The following is a 16,482-nucleotide window of genomic DNA, read 5'->3' as shown; positions in this document are numbered from 1 at the left end:
TCCCTGCCAAAATTCAGTGTTTGCTGGCGCCGGTGGCACCGATGCCGGTCATCGAACGGATGAACTGCTCCAGATAACGACCGCGCTCAAGGGCTGCACGGGGCGAGGTGTCGGTGACGGAAAACAGCCATGCACTGAAGAACGCCAGGCTCATGGAAAACAGCGCCGGGTTGGAATACGGGAACAGCGCCTTGTCGTGATGCATCACGTTGACCCACACCGCCGGGCTCAGCACCAGCAGGACAATCGCCGAGACCAGGCCGGACAGGCTGCCGAGGACGGCGCCGCGGGTGGTCAGGCCTTTCCAGTACATCGAGAGGAACAACACCGGGAAATTCACTGACGCGGCGATGGCCAGCACCAGGCCCGAGAGGAAGGCAATGTTCTGCGACTCGAACAGCAGGCCGAGGATGATCGCCAGCACACCGATGCACAGGGTGGCGATTCGCGACACGCGCATTTCCTGCTGTTCCGTGGCCTGGCCCTTGCGCATCACGCAGGCATACAGGTCATGGGACACCGCCGAGGCACCGGACAGTGCCAGCCCGGCAACCACCGCCAGAATGGTGGCGAAGGCGACCGCCGAGATGAAGCCGAGGAACAGGTTGCCGCCTACCGCCTGGGCCAGGTGCACAGCGATCATGTTGCCGCCGCCGATGATCGCACCGCTGGCGTCACGGAACGCCGGATCGGTGCCGACCATGACGATGGCGCCGAAGCCGACGATGATCAGCAGCAAGTAGAAGTAGCCGATGAAGCCGGTGGCGTAGAACACGCTTTTACGCGCTTCCTTGGCATCGCTGACGGTGAAGAAGCGCATCAGGATATGCGGCAGGCCGGCGGTGCCGAACATCATGCCAAGCCCTAAGGAAATCGCATCGACCGGGTTGGACAGCAGGCCGCCGGGGGCCATGATCGCGTTGCCCTTGGCATGCACGGCGGTGGCGCCGGCAAACATGGCCTCGGTGCTGAAGCCGAAGTGCTTGAGCACCATGAACGCCATGAAGGTGGTGCCGAACAACAGCATCACCGCCTTGATGATCTGCACCCAGGTGGTGGCGAGCATGCCGCCGAAGGTGACGTAGAACACCATCAGCACGCCGACCAGCATCACCGCATAGAGGTAGTCGATACCGAACAGCAATTCGATCAGCTTGCCGGCACCGACCATCTGCGCCACCAGGTACATCAGCGCCACGGTCAGGGTACCGAAGGCCGAGGTCAGGCGCACCGGGGTCTGTTCCAGGCGATAGGACACCACGTCGGCAAAGGTGTATTTGCCCAGGTTGCGCAGGCGTTCGGCAATCAGGAACAGGATGATCGGCCAGCCGGCCAGCACGCCCAATGCGTAGAGCAGTCCGTCGTAGCCATTGAGGAACATCATCGCGGAAATGCCGAGGAACGAGGCTGCCGAGATCATGTCGCCGGCAATGGCCAGGCCGTTCTGGAAACCGGTCATGCCGCCACCGGCGGTGTAGAAATCGGCGGCGGAGCGGGTGCGAAGTGCCGCCCAGCGCGTCACACCGAGGGTGAACAGGACGAACACCAGGAACATGCCGATGGCGTTCCAGTTCAGCGGCCGGGAGACGCCGTCGGCGGCCACCGCGATATCAGTGACCACCGCCAGCGGTAGCAGGAACAAGGCGAGAAGACGGCTCATCGGGCGCACTCCTGCTTGAGTTTTTCATTCAACGGATCGATCACGTTGTTGGCGCGATAGACATAGAAACCGGTCAGCGCGAAGGCCAGCCCGACGATCACGACACCCACCAGCATGCCCACGGTGGTCACGCCGCCGCTCAGGGATTGGCCGAGGGTAGAAGGGGAGAAAGCCACCAGCAGCACGAAGCCGTAATAGATCACCAGCATGGCCAGGCTCAGTGACCAGTACAGCTTCTGTTTGCGACGAACCAGCTGGATGAAATCCGGGTGCTGGTGGATGAGTTCTATGTCTTGCGGGCTCATGGTGACTCTCCTTTGTTGTTTTTGTTGTGGGGGTGAAGCAAGTACGGCGCGAACTCTGTAGGAGCGAGCCTGCTCGCGATGAACCTGAGATCGCCGCGGGGTATCAGGCAACCCGCGTCATCGTTTACGACCATCGCGAGCAAGCTCGCTCCTACAGGGGGACGGTGCGGGCCGATCAAAGCTGATCGAAATCCAGCACCACCTTGTCGCTGATCGGGAACGCCTGGCACGACAGCACATAGCCGGCGGCCACTTCGTAGTCTTCCAGGGCGTGGTTGCTGTCCATTTCCACTTCGCCTTCGATCACCTTGCACTTGCAGGTCGAGCACACGCCGGCCTTGCACGAGTAGGGCAGTTCCGCACCTTGCTCGTTACCGGCGTCGAGAATGCTCTGGCTGTTGCGCGACAAGTCGAAGGCCAGGGCACGGCCGTCGCTGATCACGGTGATCTGGCTGACCGCCGCATCGACCTGGCGGGCGGCTTCACGGGCCGCGCGTTTTTGCTCGCTGCCGGCGGCGGCGAACAGTTCGAAATGGATGCGCTCAGGTGGCATGCCCTTGGCCTTGAGGCTGTCGCGCACGGTCTCGGTCATTTCCTGCGGGCCGCAGATAAACGCCGCATCGAGCGCCTTGACGTCGAGCCAGCGGGTGAACAGCTGCTCGCACTTCTCGGCGTTGATCCGGCCGTTGTACAGATCGACGTCCTGCTGCTCGCGGCTGAACACGAAGATCAGGTTCAGGCGTTGCAGGTAGCAGTTCTTCAGGTCTTCCAACTGCTCGCGGAACAGCGCGCCGGAGCTGGAGCGGTTGCCGTACAGCAGGGTGACGCGGCTGTGGGGTTCGGTTTCCAGGGTGGTCTTGATGATCGACAGGATCGGCGTGATCCCGCTGCCTGCGGCCACGGCCAGGTAGTTGCCGTGGCGAGCCGGGTCGAGTTCGACGCAGAAATGTCCGGCAGGCGGCATCACTTCCAGGGTGTGCCCGGCCTTGAGCTGTTCGTTGGCAAACGCCGAAAAGCGTCCACCGGCCACACGCTTGACCGCGATACGCAATTCACCGTCGTTGACCCCGGTGCAGATCGAATAGGAGCGGCGTACTTCTTCGCCGTCCAGTTGGGTGCGCATCACCAGGTGCTGGCCTTGGGTGAAATGAAAGCTGTCTTGCAGGTGCTGCGGAATCTCGAAGGCGATGGACACCGCGTCACGGGTCTCGACGCGCACGTCCTTGATGGTCAGGCTGTGAAATTTGCTCATTGTTGTTCTCCAGCTGGGACGGCCGATTCGCCGCTCAGATGCACTTGAAATAGTCGAACGGTTCCCGGCAATCGACGCAGCGGTACAGCGCCTTGCAGGCGGTGGAGCCGAATTCGCTGAGCACCTCGGTGTGGGCGCTGCCGCATTGCGGGCACACAACCTGCGGGCTTTCACCGAGCAGGCTGCGCTTGCTAGTGCTGCCCTCCGGCGGCGCGATGCCGTAGGCGCGCAGGCGTTCACGGCCGCTGGCGCTGATCCAGTCGGTGGTCCAGGCCGGTGTCAACTTGCGCTCCAATTGCGGCGCCTTGAACCCGGCGAGTTCCAGGGCTTCGCGGATATCGCTCTCGATCACTTCGGTGGCCGGGCATCCGGAGTAGGTCGGCGTGACCACCACGTGAAGGTGGCCGGCCTGCCAGTCCAGGTCGCGGACGATGCCCAGTTCAACCACGCTGACCACCGGCACTTCCGGGTCCATGACCTCTGCCAGAATCGCCCAGGCGGCGGCCAGGTCGGTCGGCCCCGCCGGCCGGGCGCCGAGGTCGCTGGCGATCAGCTCACCAGGTTGCATCGGGGTACGCTCGTGGCAGGCACTGCATTTCGGCCAGCAGGATGCCCAGGTGTTCGCTGTGCAGGCCCTTGCGTGCATTCAGGTAGAAATAGCTCGGCGCGGCAGGCACGGGCAGGGTGGCGCTGGTGAAAATCTGCTCGACCTTGGCTTGCCACTGGGCGGCCACACTGGCGATGTCCGGGGTGATGTCGGCGTCGTACAGGCGCTGCTCGCTGTCATCGGCGGCGATCAGTTCGACGGTGAAGCGCCAGACTTCAGGGATGGCCGCGAGCATGCGCTTGTGGCTTTCCTCGGTGCCGTCGCCCAGACGCTCGATCCACTCGCCGGAGCGGCGCAGGTGGTAGGTCACTTCCTTTACCGCCTTGGCGGCGATCCCGGCGATGCGTTCGTCGCTGGACTGGCTCAGGCCCTGCAACACCGGCAAGTGCCAGGCGTCGTAGAGGAACTGCTTGAGCATGGTCACCGCGAAGTCGCCGTTGGGTTGTTCCACCAGCAGCAGGTTGCGGTAAGCGCGCTCGTCGCGACGGAACGCCAGGTGATCGGCGTCGCGGCCGTCGTCCAGCAGTTCGGCGGCGTATTCCAGCCAGTTGCGCGCCTGGCCCACCAGGTCGAGGCCGACGTTCATCAGCGCCAGCTCTTCTTCCAGTGCCGGAGCCTTGCCGCACCACTGGCACAGGCGTTGGCCCTGGATCAGGGCGCTGTCGCCGAGGCGCAGCAGGTATTCGATCAGATCAGTCTTGTTGTCCATGGTCGACCTCACATGTGCCCGACTTCGGCCGGCAGCTCGTAGAAGCTGGCGTGGCGGTAGACCTTGTCGTCCGACGGATCGAACAGCGGGTCTTTTTCATCCGGCGATGAAGCGGTGATCAATGCCGAGGGCACCACCCACAGGCTCACGCCTTCACTGCGACGGGTGTAGAGCTCGCGCGCGTTTTCGATGGCCATGGTGGTGTCGGCGGCATGTACGCTGCCGACGTGCTTGTGGTTCAGGCCGTGCTTGCTGCGCACGAAGACTTCGAAGAGGGTCCACTCGGACATTTCAGTTACTCCACATTGAGGCTCTGTAGGAGCGAGCTTGCTCGCGATGTACCCGCGAGCACCGCGGGGTGTCAGGCAACCAACGTTAACGTTGACGACCATCGCGAGCGAGCTCGCTCCTACAGGGGGTACGGTTGTCTTAGGCGGCGTTCTTGTTTTGTTTTTTGCGGGCATGGGCGACGGCGGCCTCGCGAACCCAGGCGCCGTCTTCGATCGCCTTGCGGCGGGCGGCGACGCGTTCCTGGTTGCACGGGCCGTTGCCCTTGAGCACTTCGTAGAATTCGTTCCACTGGATTTCGCCGAAATCGTAGTGGCCGCGCTCGGCGTTCCACTTCAAGTCCGGGTCAGGGCAGGTGCAGCCCAGCAGTTCCAGCTGCGGGATGGTCTGGTCGATGAAGCGCTGGCGCAGTTCGTCGTTACTCTGGCGCTTGATTTTCCAGGCCATGGACTGGGCGCTGTTCGGCGAGTGTTCGTCGCTTGGGCCAAACATCATCAGCGACGGCCACCACAGGCGGTTGATCGCGTCCTGAACCATGTCTTTTTGCGCCTGGTTACCGTGGCGCATCATGGTCAGGAGGATTTCGTAGCCCTGGCGCTGGTGGAAGCTCTCTTCCTTGCAGATGCGGATCATCGCCCGGGAATACGGGCCGTAGGAGGTGCGCTGCAGCACCACCTGGTTGACGATCGCCGCGCCATCCACCAGCCAGCCCACCGCGCCCATGTCGGCCCAGTTCAGCGTCGGGTAATTGAAGATGCTCGAGTACTTGGCCTTGCCGCTGTGCAGCCTGGCGATTTCCTCATCGCGGTCGGCGCCGAGGGTTTCCATGGCGCTGTACAGGTACAGGCCGTGGCCGGCTTCGTCCTGGATCTTGGCCATCAGTTGCAGTTTGCGTTTGAGCGACGGTGCGCGGGTGACCCAGTTGCCTTCGGGCAGCATGCCGACGATTTCGGAGTGGGCGTGCTGGGAGATCTGCCGGATCAGGGTCTGGCGGTAGGCATCTGGCATCCAGTTCTTGGCTTCGATCTTGATTTCTGAATCGATTTTTTCCTGGAAGGCGCGCTCCTGGTCGGACATTTCCGAGAGGTCCTTGATGCGCTTTACGCCTGTTTCTACGAGCTGTGCGTACATTTTTGAGTTCCCGCCTTGAATCTGTTCTGGGGCATGGGGACTTTATAAGCGATACAGAATTTAATATCAAACACAAAATGACGTGTCGTATTTGTTTTTTGTATCGCTTTGGGGGTTGGGGGGCTTTGGGTGGGTGTGCATATCCGTTTCTTCGGTTGCGGCGGCTGGCGGTTTCGCCCTTACGGCGACTCACTTTTTTTACAAGCGCCTAAAAAAAGTAAGCAAAAAATCACTCGCCCCGAACGTACGGCCCCTCGCTGAGGCTCGGGGTTCCTTCGCTCCGGTATTCATCCGGGGGCATTGCCCTCCGGTCGGCTTCGCTTCGACCTACATGCAATGAGTTCGACTGCGTCGAACGTCGCTGCGCGCCCATCCCCGGATAAACACCTCCGCTCAGCCTGCCGAGGGGGCGGGTGGATCAAGATCAAGAGCGGCAGGCGAGCTAACGCTCGGCCTGTTGAGTGGTGAAGAGCGAAGGTGTACGCCGCTCTGTCTTTGCTTTTCTGTGGGAGCGAGCTTGCTCGCGATGGCGGTCTGCCAGTTGACTAGGTACCTCACAGACGAACGACCCCAGCGAACAGGCCGGCCGGTAGGCCGCCTCGGACGCTGTTGCGGTGTACGCCCCCTCGTGAGGCCGAGTGGAGGTTCTGCGCAGTGGGCAACCCGGCATGGATGCCGGGTTAGCCGCCCCCGGCCATGGATGGCCGATGGCGGCGGGCCCACGGAGCAGGACCGGAGCGAGGGAATGCCGAGCCACAGCGAGGCACCGAATGTCAGGGGCAAGAGCGTTTGGTTACTTTGCGCTTTTCAAAGTGACCCGCTGTAAGAGCGGAACCATAGGAGGCCGTTACCGAAGAAATGGATATGTACGCAATCAACAAAAGACAGGCCGGCAGTCAAGCCACCTTCGCGAGCAGGCTCGCTCCCACAGGAATAGGGCTCGACTCCAGAGTCGGTAAAGCCCGGCCAAAAAAAACCCCGCAATAAGCGGGGCCATAAAGGGTGCAGCAGTCATGCTTTCGGACGTTTATCCAACACGTGGCAAGCCTTGCCCTCGGATCGCTTGATCGAATGAAACGGCTGCAAAACAACCCGCGAACTGATCCCGATATACGTCTTGATGTGTTTGCTCAATTCCCCGCAAACAGCCTTCTGCTGTTCATCGGTCAGGTGCTGGTGCTCAGCCTTCAACTCGACATGCACATCAACGCTGTCCAGGTTGCCATTGCGATACAGATGGATCTCATAGCACTCGGCGAGTTGTTTGACTTTGAGTACCTGTTCCTCGATCTGTGTCGGAAACACGTTGACCCCGCGGATGATCAGCATGTCGTCGCTGCGTCCGGTGATCTTGTCGATGCGGCGCATCGGTCGCGCCGTACCCGGCAGCAGGCGCGTCAGGTCGCGGGTGCGGTAGCGGATCATCGGCAGGGCTTCTTTGCTCAGGGAGGTGAACACCAGTTCGCCCATCTGGCCGTCCGGCAGTACTTCGCCAGTGATCGGGTCGATGATTTCCGGGTAGAAGTGGTCTTCCCAGAGGGTCGGGCCGTCTTTGGTTTCGGCACATTCCATGGCGACGCCCGGCCCCATGATTTCCGACAGGCCGTAGATGTCCAGGGCGGTGATGCCCAGGCGCGCTTCGATGGCGCTGCGCAGTTCGGCGGTCCAGGGTTCGGCGCCGAAGATGCCCAGGCGCAGGGCGAGTTTGTGCGGGTCAATGCCCTGGCGCTCGATTTCGTCGGCGATGTTGAGCATGTACGAGGGCGTGACCATGATGATGTCCGGCTGGAAATCCTTGATCAGTTGCACTTGTTTTTCGGTCTGGCCGCCGGACATCGGGATCACCGTGCAGCCCAGGCGTTCGGCGCCGTAGTGCGCGCCGAGGCCGCCGGTGAACAGGCCGTAGCCATAGGAGATGTGCACCTTGTCGCCACGGCGGCCACCGGCGGCGCGGATCGAGCGGGCCACCACGTTGGCCCAGGTGTCGATGTCGTTCTGGGTGTAGCCGACCACGGTCGGTTTGCCGGTGGTGCCGCTGGACGCGTGCAGGCGCACGATGTCGTTCATCGGCACGGCAAACATGCCGTAGGGGTAGTTGTCACGCAGGTCGGACTTGGTGGTGAAAGGGAATTTCGCCAGGTCGTCGAGGGATTTGATGTCGTCCGGGTGTACGCCCAGCGCATCGAAGCGTTGACGGTACAGTGGCACGTTGTTGTAGGCGTGGTTCAGGCTCCAGCGCAGGCGCTCCAGCTGATGCTGGCGCAGCTCGTCGATGCTGGCGGTTTCCAGCGGGTCCAGCACAGGGTTCAGCACGGCTTGGGCAATTGGCATGTTCATGTGTTCACTCGAATTGTTTTTGTGTTCCAGCCCTTTTGCACAAGGGCTTTGAGTGCATGCCCCAAGGATACCTCTCGGCTCCTCGGGAATCGCGATTCTTTAGTGGGATAGACGCTCGATGATCAGCGCAATCCCCTGGCCGACGCCGATGCACATGGTGCACAGGGCGTAGCGGCCGTTACGTTCCTCAAGCTCGTGCAGGGCGGTGGTCACCAGTCGCGCGCCGCTCATGCCCAACGGGTGGCCGAGGGCGATGGCGCCGCCGTTGGGGTTGACCCGCGGATCGGTGTCGCTCAGGCCAAGCTCGCGCAGCACCGCCAGGCCCTGTGCGGCGAAGGCTTCGTTGAGCTCGATCACGTCCATGTCGGCCAGGCTCAGGTTGGCCACTTCCAGCACCTTGCGCGTGGCCGGCACCGGGCCGATGCCCATGATTCGTGGCTCAACGCCGGCAGTGGCCATGGCCACGACCCGGCCACGGGCGGTCAGGCCGTGGCGCTTGGCGACTTCCGGGCTGGCCAGTAGCAGCGCGCAGGCGCCGTCGTTGACCCCGGAGGCGTTGCCGGCGGTGATGCTGCCGCCTTCGCGGAACGGCGTGCCCAGTTTGGCAAGCTGTTCGAGCGTGGTGTCGCCGCGTGGATGTTCGTCGTGCTCGACCACTTTGGCCGGGCCTTTGCGCTGCGGGATTTCCACGGCGACGATTTCTTTCGCCAGGCGCCCGTTGGCCTGGGCGGCCGCTGCACGCTGCTGGCTGCGCAGGGCGAAGGCGTCCTGGTCGGCCCGGGAGATGTTGAACTGTTCGGCGACGTTCTCCGCAGTCTCCGGCATGGAGTCGATGCCGTAGGCCTTTTTCATCAGCGGATTGACGAAGCGCCAGCCGATGGTGGTGTCGAAGATCTCGGCCGCACGGGAAAACGCCTGCTCGGCCTTGCCCATCACCAGCGGCGCGCGGGACATCGACTCGACACCGCCAACCAGCATCAACCCGTTTTCGCCGCTGCGAATCGCCCGAGCAGCCGTGCCCACCGCGTCCAGCCCGGAGCCGCACAGGCGATTGAGGGTGGTGCCGGGCACGCTGACCGGCAATCCGGCCAGCAGGGCCGACATGCGCGCGACGTTGCGGTTGTCCTCGCCTGCCTGGTTGGCGCAGCCGTAGATCACATCGTCGACGGTGCTCCAGTCGACTTGCGGGTGGCGGCGCAGCAGTTCGCGCAGCGGCACCGCGCCGAGGTCGTCGGCGCGCACGCTGCTCAGGACACCGGCGTAGCGGCCTATCGGGGTGCGGACGGCGTCGATGATCAGGGCGTCATTCATTCGGGGTCTCCTGCGTCAGCACCGGGCCGCGCACTTTGTAGGATTTGCCATGGAACAGGGCGATCAACTGGCCCTGCTGGTTTTCAATGCGTACGTCGTAGTTGCCGGTGCGCCCGGAACGGCTCTGCTCGATGCAGTCGGCGTTCAGCGTGTCGCCCAGGCGGGCCGGAGCGATGTAGTCGATACTGCAACCGATGGCCACGGTGGCTTCGTTGTAGCTGTTGCAGGCAAAGGCAAACGCCGAGTCGGCCAACGCAAACAGATAGCCGCCGTGGCAGGTGCCGTGGCCCTGGGCCATGTCGGCGCGCACGGTCATGCCGACGCGAGCGCAACCGGGGCCGACCGAGAGCAGGCGCATGCCCATGGCCTGGCTGGCGGCGTCGCGCTGGAACAGCGACTGCGCGCACTCACTGGCCAGGGTCATGGCTTCATGGTTAGTCATGGAAGGTTCTCCCTTCGGCGACGCGACGGCGCAGCAGCAGCGACGGCCGGTAGCGTTCTTCGCCATAACTGGCTTGCAGGTTTTCCAGCACGTTCAGAATGTGCGTCAGGCCAATGGCATCGGCCCAGGCCAGCGGCCCCTGTGGATAATTGACCCCGGCGCGCATGGCCAGATCGATGTCGGCGGCCGAAGCCACGCCCTGCAGCAGGGCATCGGCGGCTTCGTTGGCGAGCATCGCCACGGTGCGCAGGACGGCGAGGGCCGGGCTGTCGCTGAGCAGGCTGACCTTGAGGCCGGCCCGTTGCAGCAGGGCCACGCCTTGTTCGAGGGCCTGCGGATCGATGCCTGCCGCATGGCTGATAGCGATGCGTTTGGCATTCGCGTAATCGAACGCAAGGTCCAGCAGTATCAGGTTGCGCAGCCCGTCTTCGCGAGCCCGCTGACAGGCCATGCGCCCATCGCTCAAGGCCAGAACGGCATCACCGACTCGCAGCAAGCCCTGACCATCACGCTGGACGATCTCGACGCCTTGTTCATGCAAGCGTGCGAGCAAGCCTTGAGCGATACCGAGGTCGCCTTCCACGGCACAGACCTCGACTTTCGCATCGCTGCTGATTTCAGTCGCTTGCGGACGTTCCGCGCCTTGGGCGTAGCGGTAGAAACCCTGGCCGCTCTTGCGTCCCAGGTGTCCACCGTCCACCAGTTCTTTCTGGATCAACGACGGCAGGAAACGCGTGTCCTGGTAATAGGCATCGAACACCGAGCAGGTCACGGCGTAGTTGACGTCGTGGCCGATCAGATCGGTCAGCTCGAACGCGCCCATGGCAAAGCCGCCGGCTTCGCGCATCAACGCATCCAGGGTCGGGCAGTCGGCCGCGCCTTCCTGCAGCATCCGCAGGCTTTCGGCATAGAACGGCCGGGCCACGCGGTTGACGATGAAACCCGGTGTGGAGCGGGTGTGCACCGGTTTTTTGCCCCAGGCCTCGGCGGTGTCGTACAGGCACTCAGCCAAGATGGGATTGCTGGCTAGGCCGGAAACGATCTCCACCAGCGCCATGACCGGCGCCGGGTTGAAGAAGTGCAGGCCGAGCAAGCGTTCTGGATGTTCAAGCTGCGCGGCGATGCTGGTGATCGACAGCGACGAGGTGTTGCTGGCGAGAATGCAGTGCTCGCCGCAGATGCCTTCGAGCTGACGGAGCAGTGCCCGCTTGACCTCGAGGTTCTCGACGATGGCCTCGATGATCAGGTCGCAATCGGCCAGGGCTTCGATGGCTTCCACCGCTTGCAGGCGTGAAATCGTCGCGCTGCGCGATTCGGTGGACAGCTTGCCGCTCTCGACCCGCTTGCCCAGTTGTCGATCGATGCCTTCAATGGCCTGGGCGGCGGTACCGGGGCGATTGTCCAGCAGCAACACCGGATGGCCGGCTTGCGCCGCGACCTGGGCGATGCCGGCGCCCATGGCCCCGGCGCCGATCACGGCGATGCGTGCAGAGGTGTTCAATGCGGTCATGACTCAGCGCCCCTTGAAGCTTGGGGTGCGTTTTTCCATGAAGGCACCGACGCCTTCGCGATAGTCCTCGCTGCGCCCAGCCAGGCGTTGCAGGTCGCGCTCCAGTTCCAGCTGTTCGTCGAAGCTGTTGCTCAGGCTGGCGTTGAGGCTGCGTTTGATCAGCGCCAGGCCGTAGGTGGGTTGAGTGGCGAGGTGGCGGGCCAGTTTCAGTGCTTCGTCGCGCAGGTCGGCGTCGTCCACGCACTGGTAGATCAGGCCCCATTGTTCGGCCTGTTCGGCGCTCAGGCGATTGCCAAGCAAGGCCAGGGCCTTGGCGCGGGCCATGCCGACCAGCCGTGGCAAGGTCCAGGTGCCACCGGAATCGGGAATCAGGCCGATCTTGCAGAACGCCTGGATGAAACTGGCCGAACGCGCCGCCAGCACCAGGTCGCAGGCCAGCGGAATGTTGGCGCCGGCGCCGGCGGCGACGCCGTTGACCGCGCAGATCACCGGTAGTGGCAGGTCGCGCAACTGGCGGATCAGCGGGTTGTAGAACTTCTCGATGGATTCGCCCAGGTCCGGCACGGCACTGCCCGGTGCGACATTGCGGTCGCTCAGGTCCTGCCCGGCGCAGAAGCCGCGACCTTCACCGGTCAGTAGTAAAACGCGCACGTCCGGGTTCTGCCGCACTTGCTTGAGAGCTTCTTTCACTTCGCCGTGCATCTGGGTGTTGAAGCTGTTGAGCTGCTCCGGCCGGTTGAGGCTGAGCAGGGCGACGCCGGCGTCGATGGAAAACAGGATGTGTTCGAAGTTCATGGTCTGGGCGTTCTCTTGGCAGTCGTTCGAATTCGTTGGATTACTGGCCGGTGAAGGTCGGCGCGCGTTTTTCCTGGAAGGCCGCAATGCCTTCGTCGCGGTCACGGGTGCCGGCCAGCACGGTGAAAGCGTGGCGCTCGAAGCGCAGGCCGCTGGCCAGGTCGGTGTCCATGGCCTTGAGCAGCGCTTCCTTGGCCAGGCGCACGGCCAGTGGCGCCTTGGCCGCAATGTTGCGGGCGATGTGCAGGGCGCGGTCGACGGTGAACTCCGGTTGAGTCACTTCGCTGACCAGGCCGGCGCGCTGGGCCTGGCGGGCGTCGATCGGCTCACCAGTGAGGACCATCTGCATGGCCATGGATTTGCCGACGGCGCGCAGCAAACGCTGGGTGCCTCCGGCGCCGGGCATGATCCCGAGTTTGATTTCCGGTTGGCCGAAGCGCGCGTCTTCGCCGGCAATGATGATGTCGGCGTGCATCGCCAGTTCGCAGCCACCGCCGAGGGCGAAGCCGTTGACCGCGGCGATCAGCGGTTTGCTGAAGTGGGTAATGGTTTGCCAAGAGGCCTGGCGCGGGTCGTCGAGGATGCCGACCAGGTTGCGTTCGGCCATTTCCTTGATGTCGGCACCGGCGGCGAAGGCCTTGCGGCTGCCGGTGAGGACCACGGCGCGGGTGTCGGGGTCGGCTTGTGCTGCGTTCAGTTCAGCGGCCAGTTCGCCCAGCAACTCGGTGGTCAAGGCATTCAGGGCTTGCGGGCGCTGCAGGGTAATCAGGCGGACGCCAGGCTCGATCAATTCGACGGCAAGGGTCAGAGGCATGGCGGATGCTCTCGCGGTGCACGCTCGGCGTGGTGCCGGCTCGTTATTGGATCGGCCGCAGGGGCCGGTTTTGCCCAAGTATAGCTACAACGTGATACGTAAATGCAATATGAAAATAGATTTAATGTGTCTTATTTGTTTGATTTTCAATTTTCTGTCTTCCTGCTTATGAGGCGCTGATAACGGGTTTTTCCCAGAATTCATTGGGTTTTGTAGCGTTTTTAGAGGCGCGCTGGCCTTCGTCGAAAAGGTGCGTTTCAAGTGATACGGTTTTTAGTCTTTGTGCTGGTAAAAGTGATGTGATACAAAATAGGCCATTATTTGCATCGCTTTGTGAGGGAACCTGCCATGACCTGCTACAGCCTTGATGGCCTGACTCCGGTGGTTGACCCGAGCGCTTATGTGCACCCGTCTGCCGTATTGATCGGCGATGTGATCATCGGCCCGCATTGCTATGTGGGGCCGTTGGCCAGCCTGCGCGGGGACTTCGGGCGGATCGTGCTGGAGGAGGGCGCCAACCTGCAGGACACTTGCGTGATGCACGGTTTCCCCGACAGCGACACGGTGGTGGAGCGCAACGGCCACATCGGCCACGGCGCGGTGCTGCACGGGTGCCGGATCGGCGCCGATGCGCTGGTGGGCATGAATGCGGTGGTGATGGACAACGCCCGGATCGGCCCGCGTTCATTCGTGTCGGCGGCGGCGTTCGTCAAGGCCGGCTTCGAATGCCCGGAGCAGTCGCTGGTGATGGGCGCACCGGCCAGTATCAAGCGCAGCCTCAGCGATCAGGAAGTGGCGTGGAAACAGGCCGGCACCCGGGAGTATCAGCAACTGGCCCAGCGTTGTCTCGAGCAGATGCAGGTGTGCGAGCCGCTGAGCGAACCGGAACCGGATCGCCCGCGTATCAGCGACAGTGGGTTGCGGCCCAAGGGCAGCGGTCAGTGAGTGCAGAATTTCCCTGTGGGAGCGAGCCTGCTCGCGAAAGCGGCGGGTCAGTCACCACAGATGTTGGATGTCAGACCGGTTCGCGAGCAGGCTCGCTCCCACAAGGGGATGCGATTAACTCGCAGACATTCGGTATATTCCTTTTCTTTTTTTGCACGGAACGCCCATGTCGTCCCTGACTCCCTTGAACCACCTGATTACCCGCTTCCAGGAGCAGACGCCGATCCGCGCCAGTTCCTTGATCATCACGTTGTACGGGGATGCCATCGAACCCCATGGCGGCACCGTGTGGCTGGGCAGCCTGATTCAGTTGCTCGAACCCATCGGCATCAACGAGCGACTGATCCGCACCTCGATTTTTCGCCTGACCAAGGAAGGCTGGCTGACCGCCGAGAAGGTCGGGCGGCGCAGCTATTACAGCCTGACCGGCACCGGTCGTCGCCGTTTCGACAAGGCCTTCAAGCGGGTCTACAGCACCACGATGCCGGCCTGGGATGGTTCCTGGTGCCTGGTGATGCTTTCGCAACTGACCCAGGACAAACGCAAACAAGTGCGCGAGGAACTGGAATGGCAAGGCTTCGGCGCGATTTCGCCGATGGTGCTGGCCTGTCCGCGCAGTGACCGTTCCGACGTCAACGCGACCCTGCTCGACCTCGGCGCCCAGGAAGACACCATCGTCTTCGAAACCACCGCCCAGGACGTGCTGGCCTCCAAGGCCCTGCGCCTGCAGGTACGCGAGAGCTGGAACATCGATGAGCTGGCCGCGCACTACAGCGAGTTCATCCAGTTGTTCCGGCCGCTGTGGCAAGCCCTGCGCGAGCAGGAAAACCTGCAACCGGCCGACTGCTTCCTGGCGCGGGTGCTGTTGATTCACGAGTACCGCAAGCTGCTGCTGCGCGACCCGCAACTGCCGGACGAGTTGCTGCCCGGCGATTGGGAAGGCCGCGCCGCCCGCCAGTTGTGCCGCAACATTTACCGTTTGATCTACGCCAAGGCCGAAGAATGGCTGAACGCTGCGCTGGAAACGGCCGACGGCCCGTTGCCGGATGTCGGTGAAAGCTTTTATCGGCGTTTTGGCGGACTGAAGTAGCACGTCATTGTTCAGGGAGTGGTGCGGTTCAGGAGACTTGAAGCATCCGGTGTCGTGTGGATTGACGTAGACAATAAAAATAAGCCTGCGTGAGGCCTGACATGATTTCTACAACAGCACAGCGCCATGATGGGTTCGACCAGTGGATCCATCAGATCAACCAGATCTGTGGCGCCTTCAACGCACAACCCCTGGGCAGCGAATTTTCCGGGCGCATCCGCGAATACCAGAGCGATGCGCTCAAACTCAGTTTCGTCGACGTGTGCCAGGCGCGTTTGTACCGTACGCCCCAGGAAGTCGCGGCGGGCGAGGGCGGCAAGTATTTTGCGGTGTTCCAGCTCGACGGCACGGCGGGCATGGCCCAGGGCGACGACAAGGTCTTGCTGTCCCCCGGTGACATCACGCTGATCGATGCCTCTCGACCCAGCGATTTCACCTACGGCGAAAACTCCCGGCAGTTGTCGCTGATCCTGCCGTATCAACTGGTCGAGCAGACCCTGCGCTTCAACCCGGTCAAGTGCGGCCACCGGATTGCCGCGACCTCGCCCATCGCCATGCTCTCGCACCGGCTGATCCTCGATGCCACCCGCCAGCAACACCTGACCCGACAGGAAAGCGAAGCGACCCTGGAGGCGATCGTCAGCCTGCTGCGCCCGGCGATCAGCCAGGCCGAAGACTGCACCGATGCCCATGAGCGGATCTTCCGTAAGACGCTCACTTGCATCGACGAAAACATTCGCTCCGAAGACCTGTGCCCGGAATGGCTGGCGCGGGAAGTCGGCATGTCCACCCGTGGCCTGTACCGGATGTTTGCCAAGAAAGGGCTGGTGGTAGCGCGCTACATCAAGAACCGTCGCCTGGACCTGTGCGCCGAATCCCTGCGCCAATCGGGCAAGGAGCAGAAGTTGTCGGTGCTGGGGTATTCGTGGGGGTTTTCCGATTCGAGCTACTTCTCCACCGCGTTCAAGTCGCGCTTCGGCATTGCGCCGGGGGAGTATCGCAAGCGATATGCCTGAACACCGATGAACCCTGTAGGAGCCGGCTTGCCGGCGATGGCGGTGTGTCAGACGGCAATGATGCTGTCTGACACACCGCCATCGCTGGCAAGCCAGCTCCTACAAGGGGTTTGTGTGCGGCATCCAACCTGTAGGACGATTCGCAATCTTGTTAACGCCAGGCGCCGCAGTTGCTTTTTGTGTTTAAAGGCCCTCAAGGTTACTTCGCGAAAGCCACAGCGCCTTGCGTCGTTGCCTACAGCTACGCCAGAATCCGCCGGCTTGTGCGCC

Annotated in this window: 16 protein-coding genes; 3 read left to right on the top strand and 13 right to left on the bottom strand. The window is 62.7% G+C overall.

The window, feature by feature from the left end; all coding sequences use genetic code 11:
- Window positions 1–13 precede the first annotated feature (13 nt).
- The 13 genes from CD175_RS05385 to paaF all read right to left on the bottom strand — a co-directional run bounded on the left by CD175_RS05385 (window position 14) and on the right by paaF (window position 13,161).
- Window positions 14–1,660: a cation acetate symporter gene (locus CD175_RS05385; RefSeq protein WP_104447967.1), complete on the bottom strand. Its 1,647-nt coding sequence runs from the start codon at window positions 1,658–1,660 to the stop codon at window positions 14–16.
- Window positions 1,657–1,965, bottom strand: coding sequence for a DUF485 domain-containing protein (locus CD175_RS05380; RefSeq protein ID WP_104447966.1), 309 nt, complete (start codon window positions 1,963–1,965; stop codon window positions 1,657–1,659). Before CD175_RS05380 ends, CD175_RS05385 begins: the two co-directional genes overlap by 4 nt.
- A gap of 175 nt (window positions 1,966–2,140) precedes the next feature.
- Window positions 2,141–3,217 carry a 1,2-phenylacetyl-CoA epoxidase subunit PaaE gene (gene paaE, locus CD175_RS05375; protein WP_104447965.1) on the bottom strand — a complete coding sequence of 359 codons (1,077 nt, stop codon included), beginning with the start codon at window positions 3,215–3,217 and terminating at the stop codon, window positions 2,141–2,143.
- Window positions 3,218–3,251: 34 nt separating this feature from the next.
- Window positions 3,252–3,785 carry a 1,2-phenylacetyl-CoA epoxidase subunit PaaD gene (gene paaD, locus CD175_RS05370; protein WP_104447964.1) on the bottom strand — a complete coding sequence of 178 codons (534 nt, stop codon included), beginning with the start codon at window positions 3,783–3,785 and terminating at the stop codon, window positions 3,252–3,254.
- The gene (gene paaC / locus CD175_RS05365) at window positions 3,772–4,533 is read right to left on the bottom strand and encodes a 1,2-phenylacetyl-CoA epoxidase subunit PaaC (RefSeq protein ID WP_104447963.1); all 762 of its coding nucleotides are present in this window, start codon (window positions 4,531–4,533) and stop codon (window positions 3,772–3,774) included. Before paaC ends, paaD begins: the two co-directional genes overlap by 14 nt.
- A gap of 8 nt (window positions 4,534–4,541) precedes the next feature.
- The gene (paaB, locus tag CD175_RS05360; RefSeq protein ID WP_007943393.1) at window positions 4,542–4,823 is read right to left on the bottom strand and encodes a 1,2-phenylacetyl-CoA epoxidase subunit PaaB; all 282 of its coding nucleotides are present in this window, start codon (window positions 4,821–4,823) and stop codon (window positions 4,542–4,544) included.
- A 139-nt stretch (window positions 4,824–4,962) separates the two neighbouring features.
- On the bottom strand, window positions 4,963–5,952 hold the full coding sequence (gene paaA, locus CD175_RS05355; protein WP_104447962.1) for a 1,2-phenylacetyl-CoA epoxidase subunit PaaA: 990 nt from the start codon (window positions 5,950–5,952) through the stop codon (window positions 4,963–4,965).
- Between the two features lie 1,011 nt (window positions 5,953–6,963).
- Window positions 6,964–8,289, bottom strand: a complete 1,326-nt coding sequence (gene paaK / locus CD175_RS05350) for a phenylacetate--CoA ligase PaaK (RefSeq protein ID WP_104447961.1) — start codon at window positions 8,287–8,289, stop codon at window positions 6,964–6,966.
- A 99-nt stretch (window positions 8,290–8,388) separates the two neighbouring features.
- Window positions 8,389–9,600: a 3-oxoadipyl-CoA thiolase gene (gene pcaF, locus CD175_RS05345; protein ID WP_104447960.1), complete on the bottom strand. Its 1,212-nt coding sequence runs from the start codon at window positions 9,598–9,600 to the stop codon at window positions 8,389–8,391.
- Window positions 9,593–10,042, bottom strand: coding sequence for a hydroxyphenylacetyl-CoA thioesterase PaaI (gene paaI / locus CD175_RS05340; RefSeq protein ID WP_104447959.1), 450 nt, complete (start codon window positions 10,040–10,042; stop codon window positions 9,593–9,595). The genes pcaF and paaI overlap by 8 nt, the downstream gene beginning before the upstream one ends.
- Window positions 10,035–11,552, bottom strand: coding sequence for a 3-hydroxyacyl-CoA dehydrogenase PaaH (gene paaH / locus CD175_RS05335; RefSeq protein WP_104447958.1), 1,518 nt, complete (start codon window positions 11,550–11,552; stop codon window positions 10,035–10,037). The genes paaI and paaH overlap by 8 nt, the downstream gene beginning before the upstream one ends.
- Before the next feature lie 3 nt (window positions 11,553–11,555).
- Window positions 11,556–12,347: a 2-(1,2-epoxy-1,2-dihydrophenyl)acetyl-CoA isomerase PaaG gene (gene paaG, locus CD175_RS05330; RefSeq protein ID WP_104447957.1), complete on the bottom strand. Its 792-nt coding sequence runs from the start codon at window positions 12,345–12,347 to the stop codon at window positions 11,556–11,558.
- Window positions 12,348–12,387: 40 nt separating this feature from the next.
- Window positions 12,388–13,161, bottom strand: coding sequence for a 2,3-dehydroadipyl-CoA hydratase PaaF (paaF, locus tag CD175_RS05325; RefSeq protein ID WP_104447956.1), 774 nt, complete (start codon window positions 13,159–13,161; stop codon window positions 12,388–12,390).
- A gap of 348 nt (window positions 13,162–13,509) precedes the next feature.
- Between paaF and paaY the strand changes: the two genes are divergently transcribed.
- The 3 genes from paaY to feaR all read left to right on the top strand — a co-directional run bounded on the left by paaY (window position 13,510) and on the right by feaR (window position 16,212).
- The gene (gene paaY, locus CD175_RS05320; protein ID WP_104447955.1) at window positions 13,510–14,106 is read left to right on the top strand and encodes a phenylacetic acid degradation protein PaaY; all 597 of its coding nucleotides are present in this window, start codon (window positions 13,510–13,512) and stop codon (window positions 14,104–14,106) included.
- A 166-nt stretch (window positions 14,107–14,272) separates the two neighbouring features.
- Complete coding sequence (gene paaX, locus CD175_RS05315; protein ID WP_104447954.1) at window positions 14,273–15,196, top strand: phenylacetic acid degradation operon negative regulatory protein PaaX; 924 nt, start codon at window positions 14,273–14,275, stop codon at window positions 15,194–15,196.
- Between the two features lie 101 nt (window positions 15,197–15,297).
- The gene (feaR, locus tag CD175_RS05310; RefSeq protein ID WP_104447953.1) at window positions 15,298–16,212 is read left to right on the top strand and encodes a transcriptional regulator FeaR; all 915 of its coding nucleotides are present in this window, start codon (window positions 15,298–15,300) and stop codon (window positions 16,210–16,212) included.
- Window positions 16,213–16,482: the final 270 nt, after the last annotated feature.

This window comes from Pseudomonas laurylsulfatiphila (assembly GCF_002934665.1).
Taxonomy (GTDB): domain Bacteria; phylum Pseudomonadota; class Gammaproteobacteria; order Pseudomonadales; family Pseudomonadaceae; genus Aquipseudomonas; species Aquipseudomonas laurylsulfatiphila.
Note: the sequence above shows the minus strand (reverse complement) of the source record. Positions and strands in the feature narration are given on the sequence as shown.